Annotated in this window: 16 protein-coding genes; 6 read left to right on the plus strand and 10 right to left on the minus strand. The window is 68.0% G+C overall.

What is annotated here, in order from left to right; genetic code table 11:
- Window positions 1–85 precede the first annotated feature (85 nt).
- The 3 genes from OEJ37_RS20325 to OEJ37_RS20335 form a co-directional block, all read right to left on the minus strand.
- Window positions 86–850, minus strand: coding sequence for a hypothetical protein (locus OEJ37_RS20325; RefSeq protein ID WP_263345245.1), 765 nt, complete (start codon window positions 848–850; stop codon window positions 86–88).
- A gap of 51 nt (window positions 851–901) precedes the next feature.
- Complete coding sequence (locus OEJ37_RS20330; protein WP_174421123.1) at window positions 902–1,510, minus strand: acyl-homoserine-lactone synthase; 609 nt, start codon at window positions 1,508–1,510, stop codon at window positions 902–904.
- A gap of 210 nt (window positions 1,511–1,720) precedes the next feature.
- Window positions 1,721–2,164 (minus strand): DUF4902 domain-containing protein, encoded by a 444-nt coding sequence (locus OEJ37_RS20335; protein WP_174421122.1) that lies wholly within the window; start codon window positions 2,162–2,164, stop codon window positions 1,721–1,723.
- 73 nt (window positions 2,165–2,237) lie between these two features.
- Here OEJ37_RS20335 and OEJ37_RS20340 point away from each other — a divergent pair, with 73 nt between their 5' ends.
- On the plus strand, window positions 2,238–2,957 hold the full coding sequence (locus OEJ37_RS20340) for an autoinducer binding domain-containing protein (protein ID WP_174421121.1): 720 nt from the start codon (window positions 2,238–2,240) through the stop codon (window positions 2,955–2,957).
- A 42-nt stretch (window positions 2,958–2,999) separates the two neighbouring features.
- Here OEJ37_RS20340 and OEJ37_RS20345 read toward each other — a convergent pair whose 3' ends face one another.
- From OEJ37_RS20345 to OEJ37_RS20365, 5 genes are all read right to left on the minus strand, one after another.
- Window positions 3,000–3,707, minus strand: coding sequence for an MgtC/SapB family protein (locus tag OEJ37_RS20345; RefSeq protein ID WP_152861043.1), 708 nt, complete (start codon window positions 3,705–3,707; stop codon window positions 3,000–3,002).
- A 307-nt stretch (window positions 3,708–4,014) separates the two neighbouring features.
- Window positions 4,015–5,559 carry a TolC family protein gene (locus OEJ37_RS20350; RefSeq protein ID WP_263345246.1) on the minus strand — a complete coding sequence of 515 codons (1,545 nt, stop codon included), beginning with the start codon at window positions 5,557–5,559 and terminating at the stop codon, window positions 4,015–4,017.
- On the minus strand, window positions 5,546–7,618 hold the full coding sequence (locus OEJ37_RS20355) for an FUSC family protein (protein WP_263345247.1): 2,073 nt from the start codon (window positions 7,616–7,618) through the stop codon (window positions 5,546–5,548). Before OEJ37_RS20355 ends, OEJ37_RS20350 begins: the two co-directional genes overlap by 14 nt.
- Window positions 7,599–8,648, minus strand: coding sequence for a multidrug transporter subunit MdtN (gene mdtN / locus OEJ37_RS20360; RefSeq protein WP_263345248.1), 1,050 nt, complete (start codon window positions 8,646–8,648; stop codon window positions 7,599–7,601). Before mdtN ends, OEJ37_RS20355 begins: the two co-directional genes overlap by 20 nt.
- Window positions 8,645–8,938: a hypothetical protein gene (locus OEJ37_RS20365; protein WP_174421117.1), complete on the minus strand. Its 294-nt coding sequence runs from the start codon at window positions 8,936–8,938 to the stop codon at window positions 8,645–8,647. Before OEJ37_RS20365 ends, mdtN begins: the two co-directional genes overlap by 4 nt.
- A 507-nt stretch (window positions 8,939–9,445) precedes the next feature.
- Here OEJ37_RS20365 and OEJ37_RS20370 point away from each other — a divergent pair.
- Entirely contained in the window at window positions 9,446–10,594 is a 1,149-nt protein-coding gene (locus tag OEJ37_RS20370; RefSeq protein ID WP_174421116.1) for a metallophosphoesterase, read from the plus strand.
- A gap of 6 nt (window positions 10,595–10,600) precedes the next feature.
- Here OEJ37_RS20370 and OEJ37_RS20375 read toward each other — a convergent pair whose 3' ends face one another.
- Window positions 10,601–11,188 carry a malonic semialdehyde reductase gene (locus OEJ37_RS20375; protein WP_174421115.1) on the minus strand — a complete coding sequence of 196 codons (588 nt, stop codon included), beginning with the start codon at window positions 11,186–11,188 and terminating at the stop codon, window positions 10,601–10,603.
- A 248-nt stretch (window positions 11,189–11,436) separates the two neighbouring features.
- On the opposite strand from OEJ37_RS20375, the gene OEJ37_RS20380 reads away from it, so the two are divergent.
- From OEJ37_RS20380 to OEJ37_RS20395, 4 genes are all read left to right on the plus strand, one after another.
- The gene (locus OEJ37_RS20380; protein WP_175946905.1) at window positions 11,437–12,042 is read left to right on the plus strand and encodes an alpha-ketoglutarate-dependent dioxygenase AlkB family protein; all 606 of its coding nucleotides are present in this window, start codon (window positions 11,437–11,439) and stop codon (window positions 12,040–12,042) included.
- Window positions 12,043–12,384: 342 nt separating this feature from the next.
- Window positions 12,385–12,591 (plus strand): hypothetical protein, encoded by a 207-nt coding sequence (locus OEJ37_RS20385; protein ID WP_174421113.1) that lies wholly within the window; start codon window positions 12,385–12,387, stop codon window positions 12,589–12,591.
- A gap of 261 nt (window positions 12,592–12,852) precedes the next feature.
- Window positions 12,853–13,332, plus strand: coding sequence for a type 6 secretion system effector deamidase TecA (gene tecA, locus OEJ37_RS20390; RefSeq protein ID WP_175918184.1), 480 nt, complete (start codon window positions 12,853–12,855; stop codon window positions 13,330–13,332).
- A 288-nt stretch (window positions 13,333–13,620) separates the two neighbouring features.
- The gene (locus OEJ37_RS20395) at window positions 13,621–14,514 is read left to right on the plus strand and encodes an IclR family transcriptional regulator (RefSeq protein ID WP_072443370.1); all 894 of its coding nucleotides are present in this window, start codon (window positions 13,621–13,623) and stop codon (window positions 14,512–14,514) included.
- A 93-nt stretch (window positions 14,515–14,607) separates the two neighbouring features.
- Here the strand turns inward: OEJ37_RS20395 and OEJ37_RS20400 are convergent, their stop codons facing one another.
- Window positions 14,608–15,687: a porin gene (locus tag OEJ37_RS20400; RefSeq protein WP_263345249.1), complete on the minus strand. Its 1,080-nt coding sequence runs from the start codon at window positions 15,685–15,687 to the stop codon at window positions 14,608–14,610.
- Window positions 15,688–15,938: the final 251 nt, after the last annotated feature.

Here is a 15,938-nt window from a genome sequence, read left to right on the forward strand (position 1 = left end):
TGCCGTGCCGTGCCGTGCCGTGCCGTGCCGTGCCGTGCCGTGCCGTGCCGTGCCGACCGCATCGCGCGACGCGGCCGTACCGCACTCACATGCCACCGGCCCGCGCGTGCGCGGCAAACGCGCCGAACCGCTCCTGCGCGACAGGCAGAGCGTATTTGTCGCGCATCTCCGTCTCGATCCAAACGCAGGCCTCGCGCGCGCAGTCGGTCAGCGCGTGCCGCGTCGCGTGTCCGTCGATGTCGTAGACGAAGCGCACGCCGACCTCGTCGTCGGCAACCTGCCGCTCGAGCTGGTTGAGCTGCAGTTGCGGCCCGTGTTGTTGCGACAGCGCGCGCAACTCGTCGAAGTGATATTCGAGCCAGTCCGCGAAAAACAGCGCGTCGCTGTGGCACGGCAGGCGGAACGCCGCGCGCCGCGCCGGGCGCGGCCCGGTTTCGCCGGCCGCCGCGTGCGGTTCGCTGTCCGCGGCGAGGGGCGCATCGACGGGCGCGAGCGGATGCTGAATCTGCCGGTACGGTGCGTGGTCGCGCAGCGCATGCCACAGCAATTCGTCGCCGGCGGCGCCGGACGGCTGCATCGTCAGGTCGTGGCGGCCGTCGCCGGCCGCGGCGATGTCGCGGATCACGAGGCGCAGCGAGCAGAGCGGCTCGTCCGCGACCAGCAGCGTCGCCGCGCGCGGCAGCCCGCAGACGAGCGGCGCGACGCCGGCAGCACGAAACACGAGCCCACGGCGGTCGAGCCGCACGAGCGGCAGCGGCCTGGGAAACGACGGATAGGCGACCGCGATGCGGGCGCCGTTGGCGCTCGTCAACCCGGGCATCATCGCGCGAAAGACCTGAGACTGGTCCACGTTGGTTCTCCTTCGTTACGATGCCGCCCGGACGGAAACGCGCGTTCCGGCTCAGGCGGCGATGGCTTGCCGGACTGCCTGCCCCGGCTCGATTCCTAATGCCGCAAACGTTTGCGGATCAATGTCGATCCAGCACGCGACCACCAGACGTCCGTCCACCTGCTTCGGCGGGCCTGCACGGTGCGCGTGTATGCCGATCCGGCGGAACAGCCGCTCCATGCTCGCGAACGTCACGCCGATCAGCTGCCGCGCGCCAAGCTGCGCCGCGCATTCGACCACGGCCGCGAGCATCGGGCGCACGGCCCATTCGGCATTGCCCGGCCCGCCGTCGTCGTCGGTCGCCGCGAACCTGGACAGCTCCCAGACGGCCGCCGATTGCGGCAGCGGCATGTCTTCGGCGATCAGGTCGGCGAACAGCGACTTCAGCAGATACGGGCGCGTCGTGGGCAGCAGGCGCGCACATCCGCACATGTCGCCGCCGGCATTTCGCGCAAACACGTAGACGGTATCGTCGCGATCGAACTGGTCGCGCTCGAAGCATTCGTTCGCCGACGGGAGCGCCCAGCCGAGTTGTTCGACGAACACGCGGCGCCGATAGCGCCCGAGATCCGCTGCAAGTTCGTGTGGCAACCGCCCTTCCTCGTGAACGAAGGTCCGCATGGTGTCCTCGGATTTGTGCTTTTGTATGCGTGCATTACATCGCGCAGCACGAGGAGGCGGTAACTGGTAACTCTTACAGGTTGGCGGCGCAAAGACGCCATTCGGGACGTGGTAACGGTTTCTTGATCGACGGGATTGAAAAGCTGGCCGCTTTTGCTTATAAAGAGCGCCAGCATTGCGGAAATTGTCTGATGAATACGTGACAGGTTGTCACTGGAGCGTCGGACCGGCATGATAGGCGTCGTTGCGCCCGAGCAGGGCCGACACGACCGCGGCGGGCCAGTCGATGCAGGCGAGCCGTGCTGCGAGCGCGGCGGCCGTGCGGCACATGCCGATGTCGGTACCCGTGGCGTCGACGGCCATTACGTTGCTGCGGACGTCGCCACCGGCGATCACGAACGCGCCTGTTGCGCGTTCGAGGTACCAGTCCCAGCCGACCGTCACGTAAGCGACGCCGGCACGGGCCGTGCGCTGCCATTCGGTATAGCCGGCGAGGCGCGCGTCGATCGCGTTGTCGCGCAGTTCCGCAAGCAGCGATGCATCGAGGCCGCTTGTGACATGGTCGAGCGCAAGCGCGGCCATTGCGCCTTCTGGCAGGCGCACGTAGCCGTCCGGGGACGGGCCGGAGACCGGGTGCAGCAAAGGTGAAGTCATGCGCGGAATGTATCAGCCTCGAACCGGAGCTGGCACCTGACAAGTATGACAGCGTGACGTTGTCGGAGAAAGAATGGAACTGCGCTGGCAGGATGCCTATCAACAATTCAGCGCCGCGGAAGACGAGCAGCAGCTCTTCCAGCGGATCGCTGCCTATTCCAGACGGCTGGGATTCGAATACTGCTGTTACGGCATTCGCGTGCCGCTGCCGGTGTCGAAGCCGTCGGTCGCGATCTTCGATACCTATCCGGACGGCTGGATGGCGCACTATCAGGCGCGGAACTACATCGAGATCGATTCGACGGTGCGCGACGGCGCGCACAGCACCAACATGATCGTCTGGCCGGATGTCGACCGGATCGATCCGAGCCCGCTGTGGCAGGACGCGCGCGAATTCGGGCTGTCGGTGGGGGTAGCGCAGTCGAGCTGGGCGGCCCGCGGTGCGTTCGGGCTGCTGAGCATCGCGCGCCACGCCGACCGGCTGACGCCGGCCGAGATCAACATGCTGACGCTGCAGACGAACTGGCTCGCGAACCTGTCGCATTCGCTGATGAGCCGCTTCATGGTGCCGAAGCTGTCGCCAGCGGCGGGCGTCGCGCTGACCGCGCGCGAGCGCGAGGTGCTGTGCTGGACTGCCGAAGGCAAGACCGCTTGCGAAATCGGCCAGATCCTCAGCATCTCGGAGCGGACGGTCAACTTCCACGTCAACAACATCCTCGAGAAGCTCGGCGCGACGAACAAGGTCCAGGCGGTCGTCAAGGCGATCTCGGCCGGGCTCATCGAGGCACCCTGACGCGGGCGAGGGCGGCGGCGAATCCGGCTGCCGCCATGCCGCTCACTCCATCATCGGCTCCGCTTCCTTCGCGGTCCAGCTCACGCTGGAAATGCTCTTCTCCATGCTGATCCGGCTCGCGATCTGCTCGAGCTTCTGCTGATCCTTCGGATGCAGCTTCAGCGTCGCAGTCACCTTCAGCCGGTCCGGCTGGTCGGGCACGTCCTCGCTCGTCAGGCTCTGGAACGACAGCGGTTTCGCGTACATCGAGTTCGACAGCAGCGTGCGGATGTGCACTTCGTCGGCGGCCAGGCAGATCACGGTGATCTGGTATTCGCGCACGAGATCGGCGTTCGACACGGGCGTCGCGTTGATTGCCTGGCTGACGCCGCGCAGCAGGGTATTGGTGAGCAGCACGACGCCCGTGCCGGCGAGCGCGGGCACGTAATGGCCGGAGCCGGCCAGCACGCCGACGGCGGCCGAGCACCACAGCGTCGCGGCCGTGTTGATGCCCTGGATCGAGCCCTTGTCGCGCATGATCACGCCGCCGCCGAGAAAGCCGACGCCCGACACGACGTACGCGGCGATCTGCGTGACGCCCGCGACGCCGTTGCCGGTCAGCACGCCGAGCGTGACGAACAGGCACGCGCCGCTCGCGACGAGCGTGATCGTACGCAGGCCTGCCGTGCGCTGGCGCATCTGGCGTTCGAGGCCGATCGCGACGCCGCAGGCGAACGCAGTGAAAAGACGGAGTGCGAAATCGAAAGTCATGGTTGTCCTGCCGTGCAAGGCGCGCATGCCGGCTCGCGTCGCTGCGGCGCAATGCCGAAGGCGACGCGACGATAGCCGTCATCGCGCGGTACTGTACCGCGCGTATGCGTCATTCAGTGTGAAACGGTAGGCGTGCGGGCTCGCGGAACGCGAGCCGGGGCAGGAGAACTGCGTCGGACAGGCGTTCAGGCGGCAAGCGGCGCACGCAACGGAGTGCTGCAACTGTCCACGATGGTTCCTGAAGGAAGAATGGGCGGCATTCTAGTGGGCGGCGTGCGCATGCGTCAACCGCCTGGCGGCGGTTGCGCTACTGCGCCGAGCCGATCGTCCCCGTTGCGAGCGCGAGCGCGGCAGCCGCCGACAGCGCGCCTGCGTAGCTGTCGACCTCAGCATTCCGCGCCGCGAGCAGCTGGCTTTGCGCCATCGTCGCATCGGTGACCGAGCCGACGCCGTTCCGGTACGCGGTCAGCGCCGCATCGTAGCTCGTCTGCGCGGCATCGACGAGCGCCTTCGCGGCGTCGTGCGACGCGAGGCTCGTCTGTACCGCGTTCTGCGCGGCAACGACCTGGCGAACGGCTTCTTCCTTGGTCCGAGTGAGACGCGCGGATGCGCTTTGCGCATCGTTGCGCGCCTGCATCAGCACGGCCGAGCGCAGGCCGCCGTCGTACAGCGGGATCGTCACGCCGAGGAACACGCCGCCGCCGTAGCGGCTGCCGTTCAGGTTGACGGTCGGCGCCTGGTCGCCGATCGCGGGCAGTGCGGTGATGGCGGTGCCGCCGCTAGCGTACGACGTCGAAGCGGACAGGAAGATCTTCGGCATGAACGCCGCTTCGGCGGCCTTGATCTTCGCGCGATTGGCCTTTTCGAGCGCAAACGCGCCCTGCAGGTCGGGGCGGCGCGCGATCGCGTCCGACACGATCGCGTCGACCGACGAACCGAGCGCGGGCGGCAGCGGCCGTTTCGGCAGCGCGGCGATCGTCGGCTTCGACAGCGGCGAGATGCCGAGCGCGGACACGAGGTCGAGGTAGCTGTCGCTCTCCGTGCCGCTCGCCTGCACGAGCGCGAGGTTCGCCTGCGCACGGTTCTGCGTCGCCTGCGCGAGCTCGACTACCGTACCGACGCCATGCTTGAGCCGCGCGCGGGACGCCGCGAGGATCGCGTCCGCGTTCGCGAGGCCCTGCTGCGCGCTGAGTGCGCGCGAGCGCGCGGCTTCGTACCGGTAGTACGCGACGGTCACGTCGTGAATCACTTGCTGGTGCACGGCCGTGAACGCGACGTTCGACGCGATCGACGCCTGTTCGGCCGCTTCGACGCGCGCCGCGCGCCCGCCGAAATCGAACAGCAGCCATTGCAGCGACAGCGCCGAGATCGTGCCGTGCACGGTCGTGTCGCTTGACGAGTCGCCGAGTATCGTCGACGTCGAGCCGTGGCTCGCCTGGTACGCGCCCATGGCCGTTGCCGACAGTTTCGGCAGGTAGGCGGATTTCGCGATGCCGACCGCGAGCGCTGCATTGCGCGCGTCGTTCCATGCGATACGCGTCAGCGGGTTCGACGATTCGGCGAGGTCGATCAGTTCGGGCAGCGTGTAAGCATGCGCGGAATCGAGCGCGGCAGGGGGCGACACCGACGCGAGCGCGGGCGTGGCCGGCAGCGTGTAGTCGTGCGCCCCTTGCGCGGTCGCGCGTGGCGGTGCGGGCACGATGTCGCCCGCGGCCGAGGTCTGTGGCTGCCACGGGCGGTCGGACGCCTCCGGCGCCAGATCGATCGACGACGTCGCGCAGCCGGCCAGCGCGACGGCGGTCGCGAGGGCGGCGGCGGCGATCGAGGCGGCCGGCGGTTCAGGTAGGCGCATGGGGAACAGGCTCCTTCGGTGTGGCTTGACGGGCGGCGTCGGCGATGTGCGCGAGCCGCGTGTCGATCAGGTTCAGCAGCGCATCGCGTGCGGGGTCGGTGGCAGCGGCATCCGGCGGCGGGGCCGGCGGCGCGGGGGAATCCGCATGACGCGCGATTTCGTCGTCGCGCAGGTCGACCACGCGTGCGAGCCGCGCGCCGATCGCCGCGTCGCCCGGTGCGCGTTCGGCGAGCAGGAACAGCGGGCCTTCGAGCGCGCCGAGTTCCGCGAGCGCGCGCCGTCGCGCGGCGAGCCATGCGGCGGCCGGCCGCACCCACGACGGTTCGTAATGGATCAGGCCGAGCTCCTGCGCGATCGCGCCGTGGCGTGCGAACGCCTCGGCGGCCAGCGCGCGCCGCTCGGCCGGCTGCGCGATCTGCGCGAGGTAGCGCCACTGGTCGAGCAGCGCCGCGAGCGCCGTGTCGATCTGCTTGCCGATGCTGACGGGCCAGATGCGCGTGAACACGAGATACACGACCACGTTGCCGAGCAGGATGCCGATGGTTCGATCGCGCGCGAGCGTCAGGTCGAAGCCGGGGCCCGCGCCCTGGATCACGCACAGGAAGAACGCGAATGCGACCTGGAAGCCCGCGTATGCAATTCGCGGCGACCCGAATGCGACCCACGCGGCGAGCCACGCGCCGGCGAACACGAGCGCCATCAGCTCGCCGATCGACGACAGCGACGGCACGACGAACACGAGCGCGGCGGTGCCGAGCAGCGCGCCGACGATGCAGCCGGCGATGCGCAGCGTGAGCTTCTCGACCGTTTCGGCCGTCGAGCCGAGCGACACCATGTAGCAGGTGATGAAGCAGGTATGGATGCCCGACCAGTCGAGCTGCGAGTACAGCAGGTAGCAGAACATCGCCGCTGCCGTCGTTTTCAGCGCATAGCGGACGTGGTCGGGATTGGTGCGCGCGTCGGGCAGGAAGAAGCCGCCGCCGGGGGCGGGCGGCGCAGGCGGTGCGGCGGGTTCTGCAGGCGTATCGGCCGGCGTGTCGGCAGTGTGCGCGTCGACCGTATCGGCCGGTGCGTCGGTCGCGGCCGGTTCCGCAAAGTGCGTGATCGCCGTGTGCAGATCCGTCGCGACGACGCGCGCGAGCGGCGGCAGCGCATCGGCTGCCGGCAGCGCGAGCGTCACGTCGACCGGATAGCCGCCGCGTTCGAGGATGGCGGCCATCTCGTCGAGCGTCGTCGCGATCGGTTCGACAAACGCGTCGGGCAGCCGCGCATCGGGTTCGCGGTCGGCGAGCGCGACCGCGACGAGCAGCGCGGTGCTCGATGCGATGGCCTGCCGCAGCGCAACGACGTCGGCGGCTGCCGACGAGCCTTCGAGCTTCGACAGCTTGACCCACGTGAGCAACTGCTTGTCGCCTTCGCGCAGGCTCGCTTCGAACGCGGAGCGCGCGTCATCGCCGTCATCGCCGCGCAGCCGCCGCGCGGCGAGCCGCAGCCGTTTCGCGAGCTGCGCTTGCGCGAGCTTGCGCGGCGACGGTGCGATCAGCAGGTTGACGACGATCGCGACGCCGACCGGGATCGCGACCATCAGCCACGCATAGAGCAGCGCGCGTGTCGCGGCTTCGCCGAACGGCGCCAGGCCGAGCTGGTCGAGCCCGAAGCCGACGATCATCGCGAGGATCGCGCCGACCGGGCGCAGCTTGCTGGCGGACGTCAGGTAGAGCAGGCCGATCGACATCACGGTCATGCAGGCGACCCGCAGGATCGAATAGTCGATGCTGAAGATCGCGACGCCCATCACGAGCGCGATCACGACCGTGACGAGCAGCAGCATCGCGACCGCGAGCACGACGCTCGTTACGCGGTCTGCGCGGTTCAGGAAGAACACGACATACGCGGAGATCGCGGCTTCCGGCGTGCCGTAGCCGCTCGTCACGAGCACGACCAGCGCGCAGATCAGCGCGACGCGCACGGCGATCGCCGCGCGCCCCGGAAACGGCGCGAGCAGCCGCAGGACTTCGCGCGGGCCCGGCGACCGGACGTCAGCGGCAGGCTGAGCCATGCCGGACCTCGACGATCGCGCTCGCGCCGACGCGCACGAGCTTGCCGTCGGGTTCGTCGAGCTTCACGCGCACGGGGAAGCGCTGCGCGACGTGTACCCAGTTCACCGAGTTCTGCACGATCGGCAGCGAGCGCGGCAGGTTGATGCGGGCACTGTCCGCGATGCCCGCGCCGATGCCGACGACCTTGCCCGTCATCGGGCGGCTGCGGTCGATCATCGAATAGACGGTCGCGCAGTCGCCGACCTCGACGCGGTTCAGCGACGTCTCGCGGAAATTGCCGACGGCGAACCATTCGCTCGCGTCGATCAGCGTGAAGATCGACTGGTTCGGCGCGAGGGTCTCGCCGGCGAGCACGGTCAGGCCCGTCACGAGCCCGTTGTGCGGCGCGCGTACGACCGTATCGTCGAGCGCGTGCTGCGCGCGGGCCAGCGCGGCCTCGCGCGCATGCAGCGTCGCGATCGCGTCGGCGTCGTCGCCGATCGTCTGAGCGGATGCGCGCTGCTGTTCCTGCGCCTGCGCGAGCGACACGGCCGCGTCGCGCTGGCGGACCTTCGCCTGGTCGAACTGCTGCGCGCTGACGTAGCCCTGCGCGGCGAGCGGCGCGAGCCGGTTCACGTCGCGCGTCGTGAGGTCGGCGTTCTGCGTCGCGCGCTTGACCTGCTCGGCGGCGACCGCCGCGTTCGAGCGTTCGCCGATCAGCGAACGGCGGCGCGTGTCGAGCGATGCGCGTGCGAGTTCGAGATCGGCTTGCGCCTGTGCAACCGTCAGCCGGTACGGCACGGGATCGATTTCGTACAGCAGATCGCCTTTCGCGACGCGCTGGTTTTCATGCACCGCGAGCCGCACGATGCGCCCGCCGACAGGCGACGCGACATGCACGACGTCCGCGTCGATCGACGCGTCGTCGGTGGACGGGTAGGCCGTCGTGCGGTGGTACGCGTACGCGAGCGCCGCGATGCCGAGCGCGACGATCGCCAGTGCGATCACGCGGCCTTTCGTGGAGGGGCGGGCGGTTCCGGCGGCCTTCATGCGAACGGCCCCGTGCCGGTGAGCCAGACGATCACGGCGATCACGAGCCCGATCGCGGTGCAGACGGCGAGTTGGTAAGGGACCGTGGCGGCCCAGCCGGTTGCGACGAACACGCGGTGCGCAACGATCGCGCCGACGATGCCGACGATCGCGCTGACGAGCCAGAGCGGGAAATACGCGCCGAACAGTACGTACGACGGTGCGCCGCGCGATGCGCAGCCCGCGAGCGGCAGGGCTGGCGTCAGGACGGCGGCGACGCGCAGGGGCGCGCGCGGCGTTGTTTTTCTCATGGTGTGACGAGCTCGACGATGGGGGTGGTAGCCGGGCGCGGCGCAATGCGGTTCGTCGCCGCGACGACGATTCCGAGATACGGGGCCGATAATAAAGCAGCGGGATGCGGACCGCCAGCCGTTCGTCCCGCAGGGGCGGCACGGGCCGTTGCCGGTCGCGGCCGCGCTGGCGGTCGTGCCGGCCCCGTCCGGCATCGCGTTTCGGCCGCGAGGCGGCCGGATCGCCGCGATTCTGCCGGCGCAAGCTCGTGTAGGGTTGCTAACGGACTGTAAAGGATCGTAAGACGAAAGAGGGCTGGCGAAATTTGCCGCGCTGATGCGGCGGAATCGGCGTGGAAACGGCCGATTACGGCACGAAGCAACGCGACCTCCACCGGTGGCCGCGACCGGTCGTCGCTGCCGGGATCTGTGTACCATCGTACGTATGGCGCGAAGCGCGGCATGGGGCGTCTCGGCCTCGTGCGACACGCATCGCGGAAGCCGTATCGCAACGAAGGTGAGTGCTCCATGCGAAGTTTCTTTGTCCGGTTCATTGCAATCGGCGTGCTGTTCCATCTGTATGTCGGGATGCGGATCATTCCCGACGCGTTCGAGTCGCCGGTCGCGCGCACGATCGCGGCGCTCGTGCTGGCGAGTTTCGTCGTGCTGATTCCGGTCGGCATGTTCTCGCGCCGCTTCGACGAAGGCTGGGCCGCGACGGTGGCCGGCTGGGCCGGCTCGCTCGTGATGGGATTTTTCTCGTCGCTGCTCGCGCTGACGTTCCTGCGCGAATTCGTGCTGCTTGGCGTGTTCGCGTGGCGGCATCTCGGGCACGACGGCGCGTGGAGCGGCGCCGCGGCCGACACGGCGCTCGGCGTGCTGGCGGCCGCGGTGCTCGTCACCGCGATCGGGTTTGTCGGCGCGCGCCGCACGGCGGCGGTCAAGCGCGTGTCCATTCCGGTCGCGGGACTGCCGGCCGCGCTCGACGGGCTGACGATCGTGCAATTGTCCGACATCCACGTCGGGCCGACGATCAAGCGGCCTTATATCGAACGGATCGTGCGCGCGGTCAATGCGCTCGATGCCGACCTCGTCGTCGTGACGGGCGACGTGGTCGACGGTTCGGTCAAGCGCCTGCGCGAACACACCGCGCCGCTCGGCCGCATGCAGTCGCGGCACGGCAGCTTTCTCGTGACGGGCAACCATGAGTATTACGCGGGCGCGCACGCGTGGATCGACGAATTCCGGCGCATCGGGCTGACGGTGCTGCTGAACGAGCACGTGCTGATCGAGCACGACGGCGCGCGCGCGGTGCTCGCGGGCGTGACCGACTTCACGGCGGGCGGGTTCGATCCCGCGCACCGCAGCGACCCCGAGCAGGCGCTGGCCGGCGCGCCGCGCGACGTCGGCACGAAGATCCTGCTCGCGCACCAGCCGCGCAGCGCGGAAGCCGCGAACCGCGCGGGTTTTACCGTGCAGTTGTCGGGGCACACGCACGGTGGACAGTTCCTGCCGTGGCCGCCGTTCGTGCGGATGCAGCAGCCGGTGATCGGCGGGCTGAGCCGCTTCGGCGAGCTGTGGCTCTATACGAGCCGCGGCACCGGATACTGGGGGCCGCCGAACCGCTTCGGCGTGCCGTCCGAGATCACGCTGATCCGGCTGACGCGCGGCGGCTAGCGGCCGTCACTCGATGCGGGCGATGTCGTCGAAGTCGAAGCGCGGGCTGCGCGGGAACAGGCCGGCCGGATCGCCGTAGCCGAGATTCACGAGGAAGTTGCTCTTGATCGAAGTGCCCGCGAAGAATTCGGCATCGACCTTCGCGTTGTCGAAGCCCGACATCGGGCCCGCATCGAGGCCGAGCGCGCGTGCGGCGAGGATCAGGTACGCGCCTTGCAGCGACGAATTGCGGAACGCGGTGGCCTCGATCAGCGCATCGTTGCCGGCGAACCAGCTCCGTGCGTCGGCGTGCGGGAACAGGCGCGGCAGGTGATCGTGGAACGCGAAATCCATCGCGACGATCACGGTGACGGGTGCGGCCATCGTTTTCGCGAGATTGCCTTCGGACAACGCGGGTTTCAGGCGCGCCTTCGCTTCGGGCGACTTGACGAACACGAAGCGCGCAGGGCTCGAGTTCGCCGACGTCGGGCCGAATTTCGTCAGGTCGATCAGCCGGTGCAGCAGCGCGTCGTCGACGGGTTTGTCCTGCCACGCGTTGTGCGTGCGCGCGGTGAGGAACAGTTGGTCGAGGGCGGAATCGGAGAGCGTCGTCATGATGGGATCCGGAAAGAAAGCGGCCGGGTCGCGCCGGCCGGCATGGCGGAAGAAAGCGGCACCCCTCGGCAGGGCGCGTCGCAACACGCCGCGATGATAGCGTGATGCGCGAGCGCGCATCGCGGTGCGCGGCGGTTTCCTTTCAGCGGCGAATGACAGCGAATGACAGCGCATGGCGGCGCGCGGCGCCGTTGGCTAGTATGCAGACATGCACTGTTCGCCCCGTTCATCGCCCGTTTCCTCCCGACATGTCGACGCCCGATCTCTTCGCTGACACGCCCGCGCCCGACGTGGACTGGTACCCGGACTGGCTTGCGCAGCCCGACGCCGACCGCACGCTGGCCGCGCTGATCGACGAGGTCGCGTGGCGACAGGACACGATCCGCACGCCGCGCGGACGCATTCCGTTGCCGAGGCTCACCGCGTGGCAGGGCGAACCCGATGCTGTTTACGTGTATTCGGGGATCCGCAACGTGCCGGCGCCGTGGACGCCGACCGTGCTCGACCTGAAGCACGCGGTCGAAGCGACGTGCGGCGCGCGCTTCAACAGCGTGCTGCTCAATCGCTACCGCAACGGGCAGGACAGCCTGGGGTGGCACGCGGACAACGAGCCCGAACTCGGCGATGCGCCGGTGATCGCGTCGGTGAGCCTCGGGGCGATGCGCGTGTTCGATCTTCGCCATCGCGCGACCGGCGTCACGCACGCGTATCGCCTCGTGCACGGCAGCCTGCTCGTGATGCACGGGCGCACGCAGTCCGAGTGGCAGCATCGCGTGCCGAAGGCGCCGAGCGTGCAGGGCGAGCGCGTCAACCTGACATTCCGACGCGTGATGCCGGACGATACGGGGCGGTAGAGGCCTGTCGTCACAAGCGATGCCCGGGTGACCAGGCGGTTCCCGCCCCGTTTTTACGACCCACGAACGACCGATGCAAGCAATTGGTCGCGTGTGCGGCACGTTGCCGCATGAGCGTTTTCCCATGCGGCCCGAAGCAGCTCTGAGGCCCGTCCCATATGGGTTTCAGGCATATTCGATCAACCGCCGGGTTCCGATAGATGAGTGAAACCTCTGATGGTGCGTCGCAACAATCATTGACTAGACTGTCGAATGGCTGAAACGCGTCGCATACCGGCGCGATCTTTTCGACATGCCCCATGCGTTGCCGATGCAACGCGCAACGGGGCAGGAGCATAACGCGTGACCGTACTCGACCCTTCCTTCGAACCCTCGCTGCACGTCTTCGAACAAGACGGCGGATGGCAATGGGCGCTGACGGTGAAGCGGGCGACCGGCGTCGGGGTGAAAGTCGTCGCATTCAGCCGGGAAGGCTTTCGCGGCGAAGCCGAGGCTTACGCCGCCGGCCAGCTTGCCCGCGCCGAGTATGGCGCCGCCGTGACGGCCTGACGCCGTCGTGTCGATCCCCGCCCGGGGATCGCATTCACCGCCTGCTGCCCGCCGTTTTTTCCCCGATCGGTTCCCGTCTTCCCTCTACCGCGATACGCACATCGCGCGATACCGCATGCGGTGCGCCGGCGCACCGCCGCCCGCGATCGTAGTGCGCGCCGTGACGTCCGGACCGGCCGCTGCCGGCGGATATCGTAATAAGATATGAGGTTATTGCGTTGGCGGGACGACGATGCCCTTCTTCCTCAAAAGGACCTACCCATGCAACTGACCCAGTTAGGCGGCCATGTCGCCCAATCCGGCTTCGCTGAAAAGCAGAAACATGCGCAAGCGCTGATGTACGGCATGGCCGACATCAACGAGTATGTATCCGGCGGCGTCTGCTATGACGCCGCGGCCTATGTTCGGTACCTGCTGCGCGGCGACGCGATGATCGCGCCCGGTACGCTGCTCGACACGATCGGTCAGCACTGGAGGACGCGGTTCAACTTCGAGACCGGCGATCAGTGGGACGGGCGCGCCAGCATTCCGGCGGGAACCGCGGTCGGTTTCTCCCGCGGCGGCAATGTCTTTCATGCCGCGATCGCGGTCGGCGGCAGCCGGATCCGGGCCGTGAACGGTGGCCGTCTGGGTAGCGGATGGATGTATGCCGTCGACCTTGCGCGGGTGCTCGAGCAGGATGCGGCCGGCGGCTTCACGTACGATCGCGCGAACATCCGGGTCCACCTGTCGCGCCTGTAGGCGACGCGGCGTCGAATACCGCGCCGTTCGCCGTCTTTCAGCCGCCCGACGCGGGCAACAGCCGGGCGGCGGTCTTCCCGCCGTTCGGCGATTTCCGCATGGCGTTGCGCTGTCCATCGCTGCTATCCTCTCGACCGTGAATGACTCCGCATGAGGTCGCGGACGCCCATGCCGCGTCGCGGCGAAACGCGCGGGTGCGAGCCTGCGTGCGCGCTGGAGTAGCATGACTGAATATCCACGACAATCCATGACCTGTTTCGTGACTGATTTCCTTCCGTCCATGTCCACATGGTCAAGACAACGATGAGCGACGCACCCGATCCCGCCGCTGCCGGCGACGACGAATCGTCCGGTGGCGCCTCGTCTTATCTGGTGCCGGGGCTCGAACGCGGGCTGCGGATCCTCGCCGAATTCTCGGCGCGCGAGCCCGTGCTCGGCGCGCCTGAGCTGTCGAAGCGCATCGGCATCCCGCGCACGACCACGTTCCGCCTGCTTCAGACGCTCGAAGCGCTCGGTTTTCTCGAGCGCGTGAACGGCGACCGCTATTTCCGGCTCGGCGTCGGCGTGCTGCGGCTCGGCTTCGAATACCTGAACTCGCTCGAGCTGACCGATCTCGGCGCACCCGTGCTCGAACGGCTGCGCGATTCCACCGGCTTCTCGACGCACCTGCTGATCCGCGACCAGCGCGACGTCGTGTTCGTCGCGAAGGCGCAGAGCAACGCGTCGATGTTCGGTTCGGTGAAGGTGCACGTCGGCACGCGCTTGCCCGCGCATGCGACCGTGCACGGCCATGTGCTGATGGGCGACCTGACACGCGACGCGCTGCGCCAGCTCTATCCGGAAAAGCGGCTCGAGCAGTTCACCGAGCGCACGCCGGGCACCGTCGACGAACTGTACGAGCGCGTGCGGCAGTATGCGCGGCTCGGTTATGCGGTCAGCGAGGCGGCGTTCGAGAGCGGCATTTCGGCCGTCACCGCGCCCGTGCGCGATCATTCGGGCTCGATCGTCGCGGCGATCACCGCGACGGTGCCGCGTTCGGAGATCGGCGAGGCCGGCGAGAAGGAGCGGCTCGTCGAAGCCGTGTGCGGCGCGGCGGTCGACCTGTCGCAGCGCCTGAACTATCGTCCGCTCGAAAGCGACCCGACGTTCGCGCACGCGCGCCACAAGGTCGCGATGTTCTGACGTACAAGCGGCGCGACGCATCCGGCATCGCAAACGACAAGAGCGGCCCGCGGGCCGCTCTTGTCGTTTCGGACGCCGAACGCGCGAAACCGCTCAGAACGAGTGGTGGATCCCGGTGAGCAAGATCACCTGGTTCGCGGTGCTCGACACGCCGGCCGTGAAGAACGCAGCCTTCGCGCCGCCCGAACCGTGCTCGTACAACACGTTCGCATAGAGCTGCGTGCGCTTCGACAGTGCATAGATGTCGCCGAGCTCGACCTGCGTCCAGCGGCGGCCGGCCAGCGTGGTGGTCGCCGCGCCGCCCGCGATCGTGTTGAACGCGCTGCTGCGGTAGTTCACGCCCGCGTCATAGCTCTGGAACGTATCCGAATACCCGTTCGACTGCATTTTCGTGCGCGTGTAGAGGCCGTGCACGAGGAAGTCGCCGAGCTGGTACGACGCGCCCGCGCCGATGTTCTCGACCTTGTTCGCGATATAGCCGTTCGCGGTGTTCTGCCCCTGGAATGACGCGATACCCGTCTGGCCGATCAGGATCGAGCGGTCGTGTTCGTTCGAGTAGACGGCCGACGCCTTGAACGGTCCGTTCGCATAGTTCAGCGCGACGCCGACTGACTTGCCGGTCGAGAAGTTCGTCGTGTTGCCGAGCGCCAGCGTCGCCGCGGCCGAGAAACCTGCGTAGGTCGGCGAGCGGTACTTCACCGAATTGTTGTACGGCACGTTGCCGGTTGCGGCGAGCCCGTCGATGTTGCCGGGGTGGAATGCGTACCAGCTCAGCGCCAGGTAGGCCGTGCTGAGCGGATCGAGATAGTCGAACGACAGCGGCGTCTGGCGGCCGAGCGTCAGCGTGCCGTAGCGGTCCGAGCTGAGGCCGACGTACGCCGCGCGGTTCCAGATCGTGTTGGCGGTCGCGAACTGGCCGTTGTTCGTATAGAAGCCGTTTTCGAGCTGGAAGATCGCCGACAGGCCGTCGCCGAGGTCTTCCTTGCCCTTCAGGCCCCACCGATCGGGCTGCGTGTTGCCCTGGATCATCGCCCACTTCGCATGGCCGCCGACGTTGTTCACGTACGCGACGCCCGCATCCAGGCTGCCGTACAGCACCACGCTGCTCTGCGCCCAGGCGCCCGACATCGCACCCATCCCGATGACTGCTGCTGCTACTGCATGCTTGACCATTTGATCTCCTGACTCTTCAACCTGATGAAAACGTGCCGTGGCGGCATGCGCGGGGACGGCCGGCCGTCACGCGTGTTTCACCGCCGGATGGGCATTCCAGATGTTCCATATAAGGAACAATGTGCCTCTGATGGAATGGAGTATAGGGGCGTCACGCGCGTGGTCAAAAATAAATTTTTCGGGACGGATGGGTTCCGGGACGATGCGCGTCGACGGCGCGCGGCACCTTCAAAAAGGGCATAACTCCCCGC

The sequence above is a fragment of the Burkholderia sp. BKH01 genome, from assembly GCF_025685725.1.
Lineage (GTDB): Bacteria > Pseudomonadota > Gammaproteobacteria > Burkholderiales > Burkholderiaceae > Burkholderia > Burkholderia pyrrocinia_C.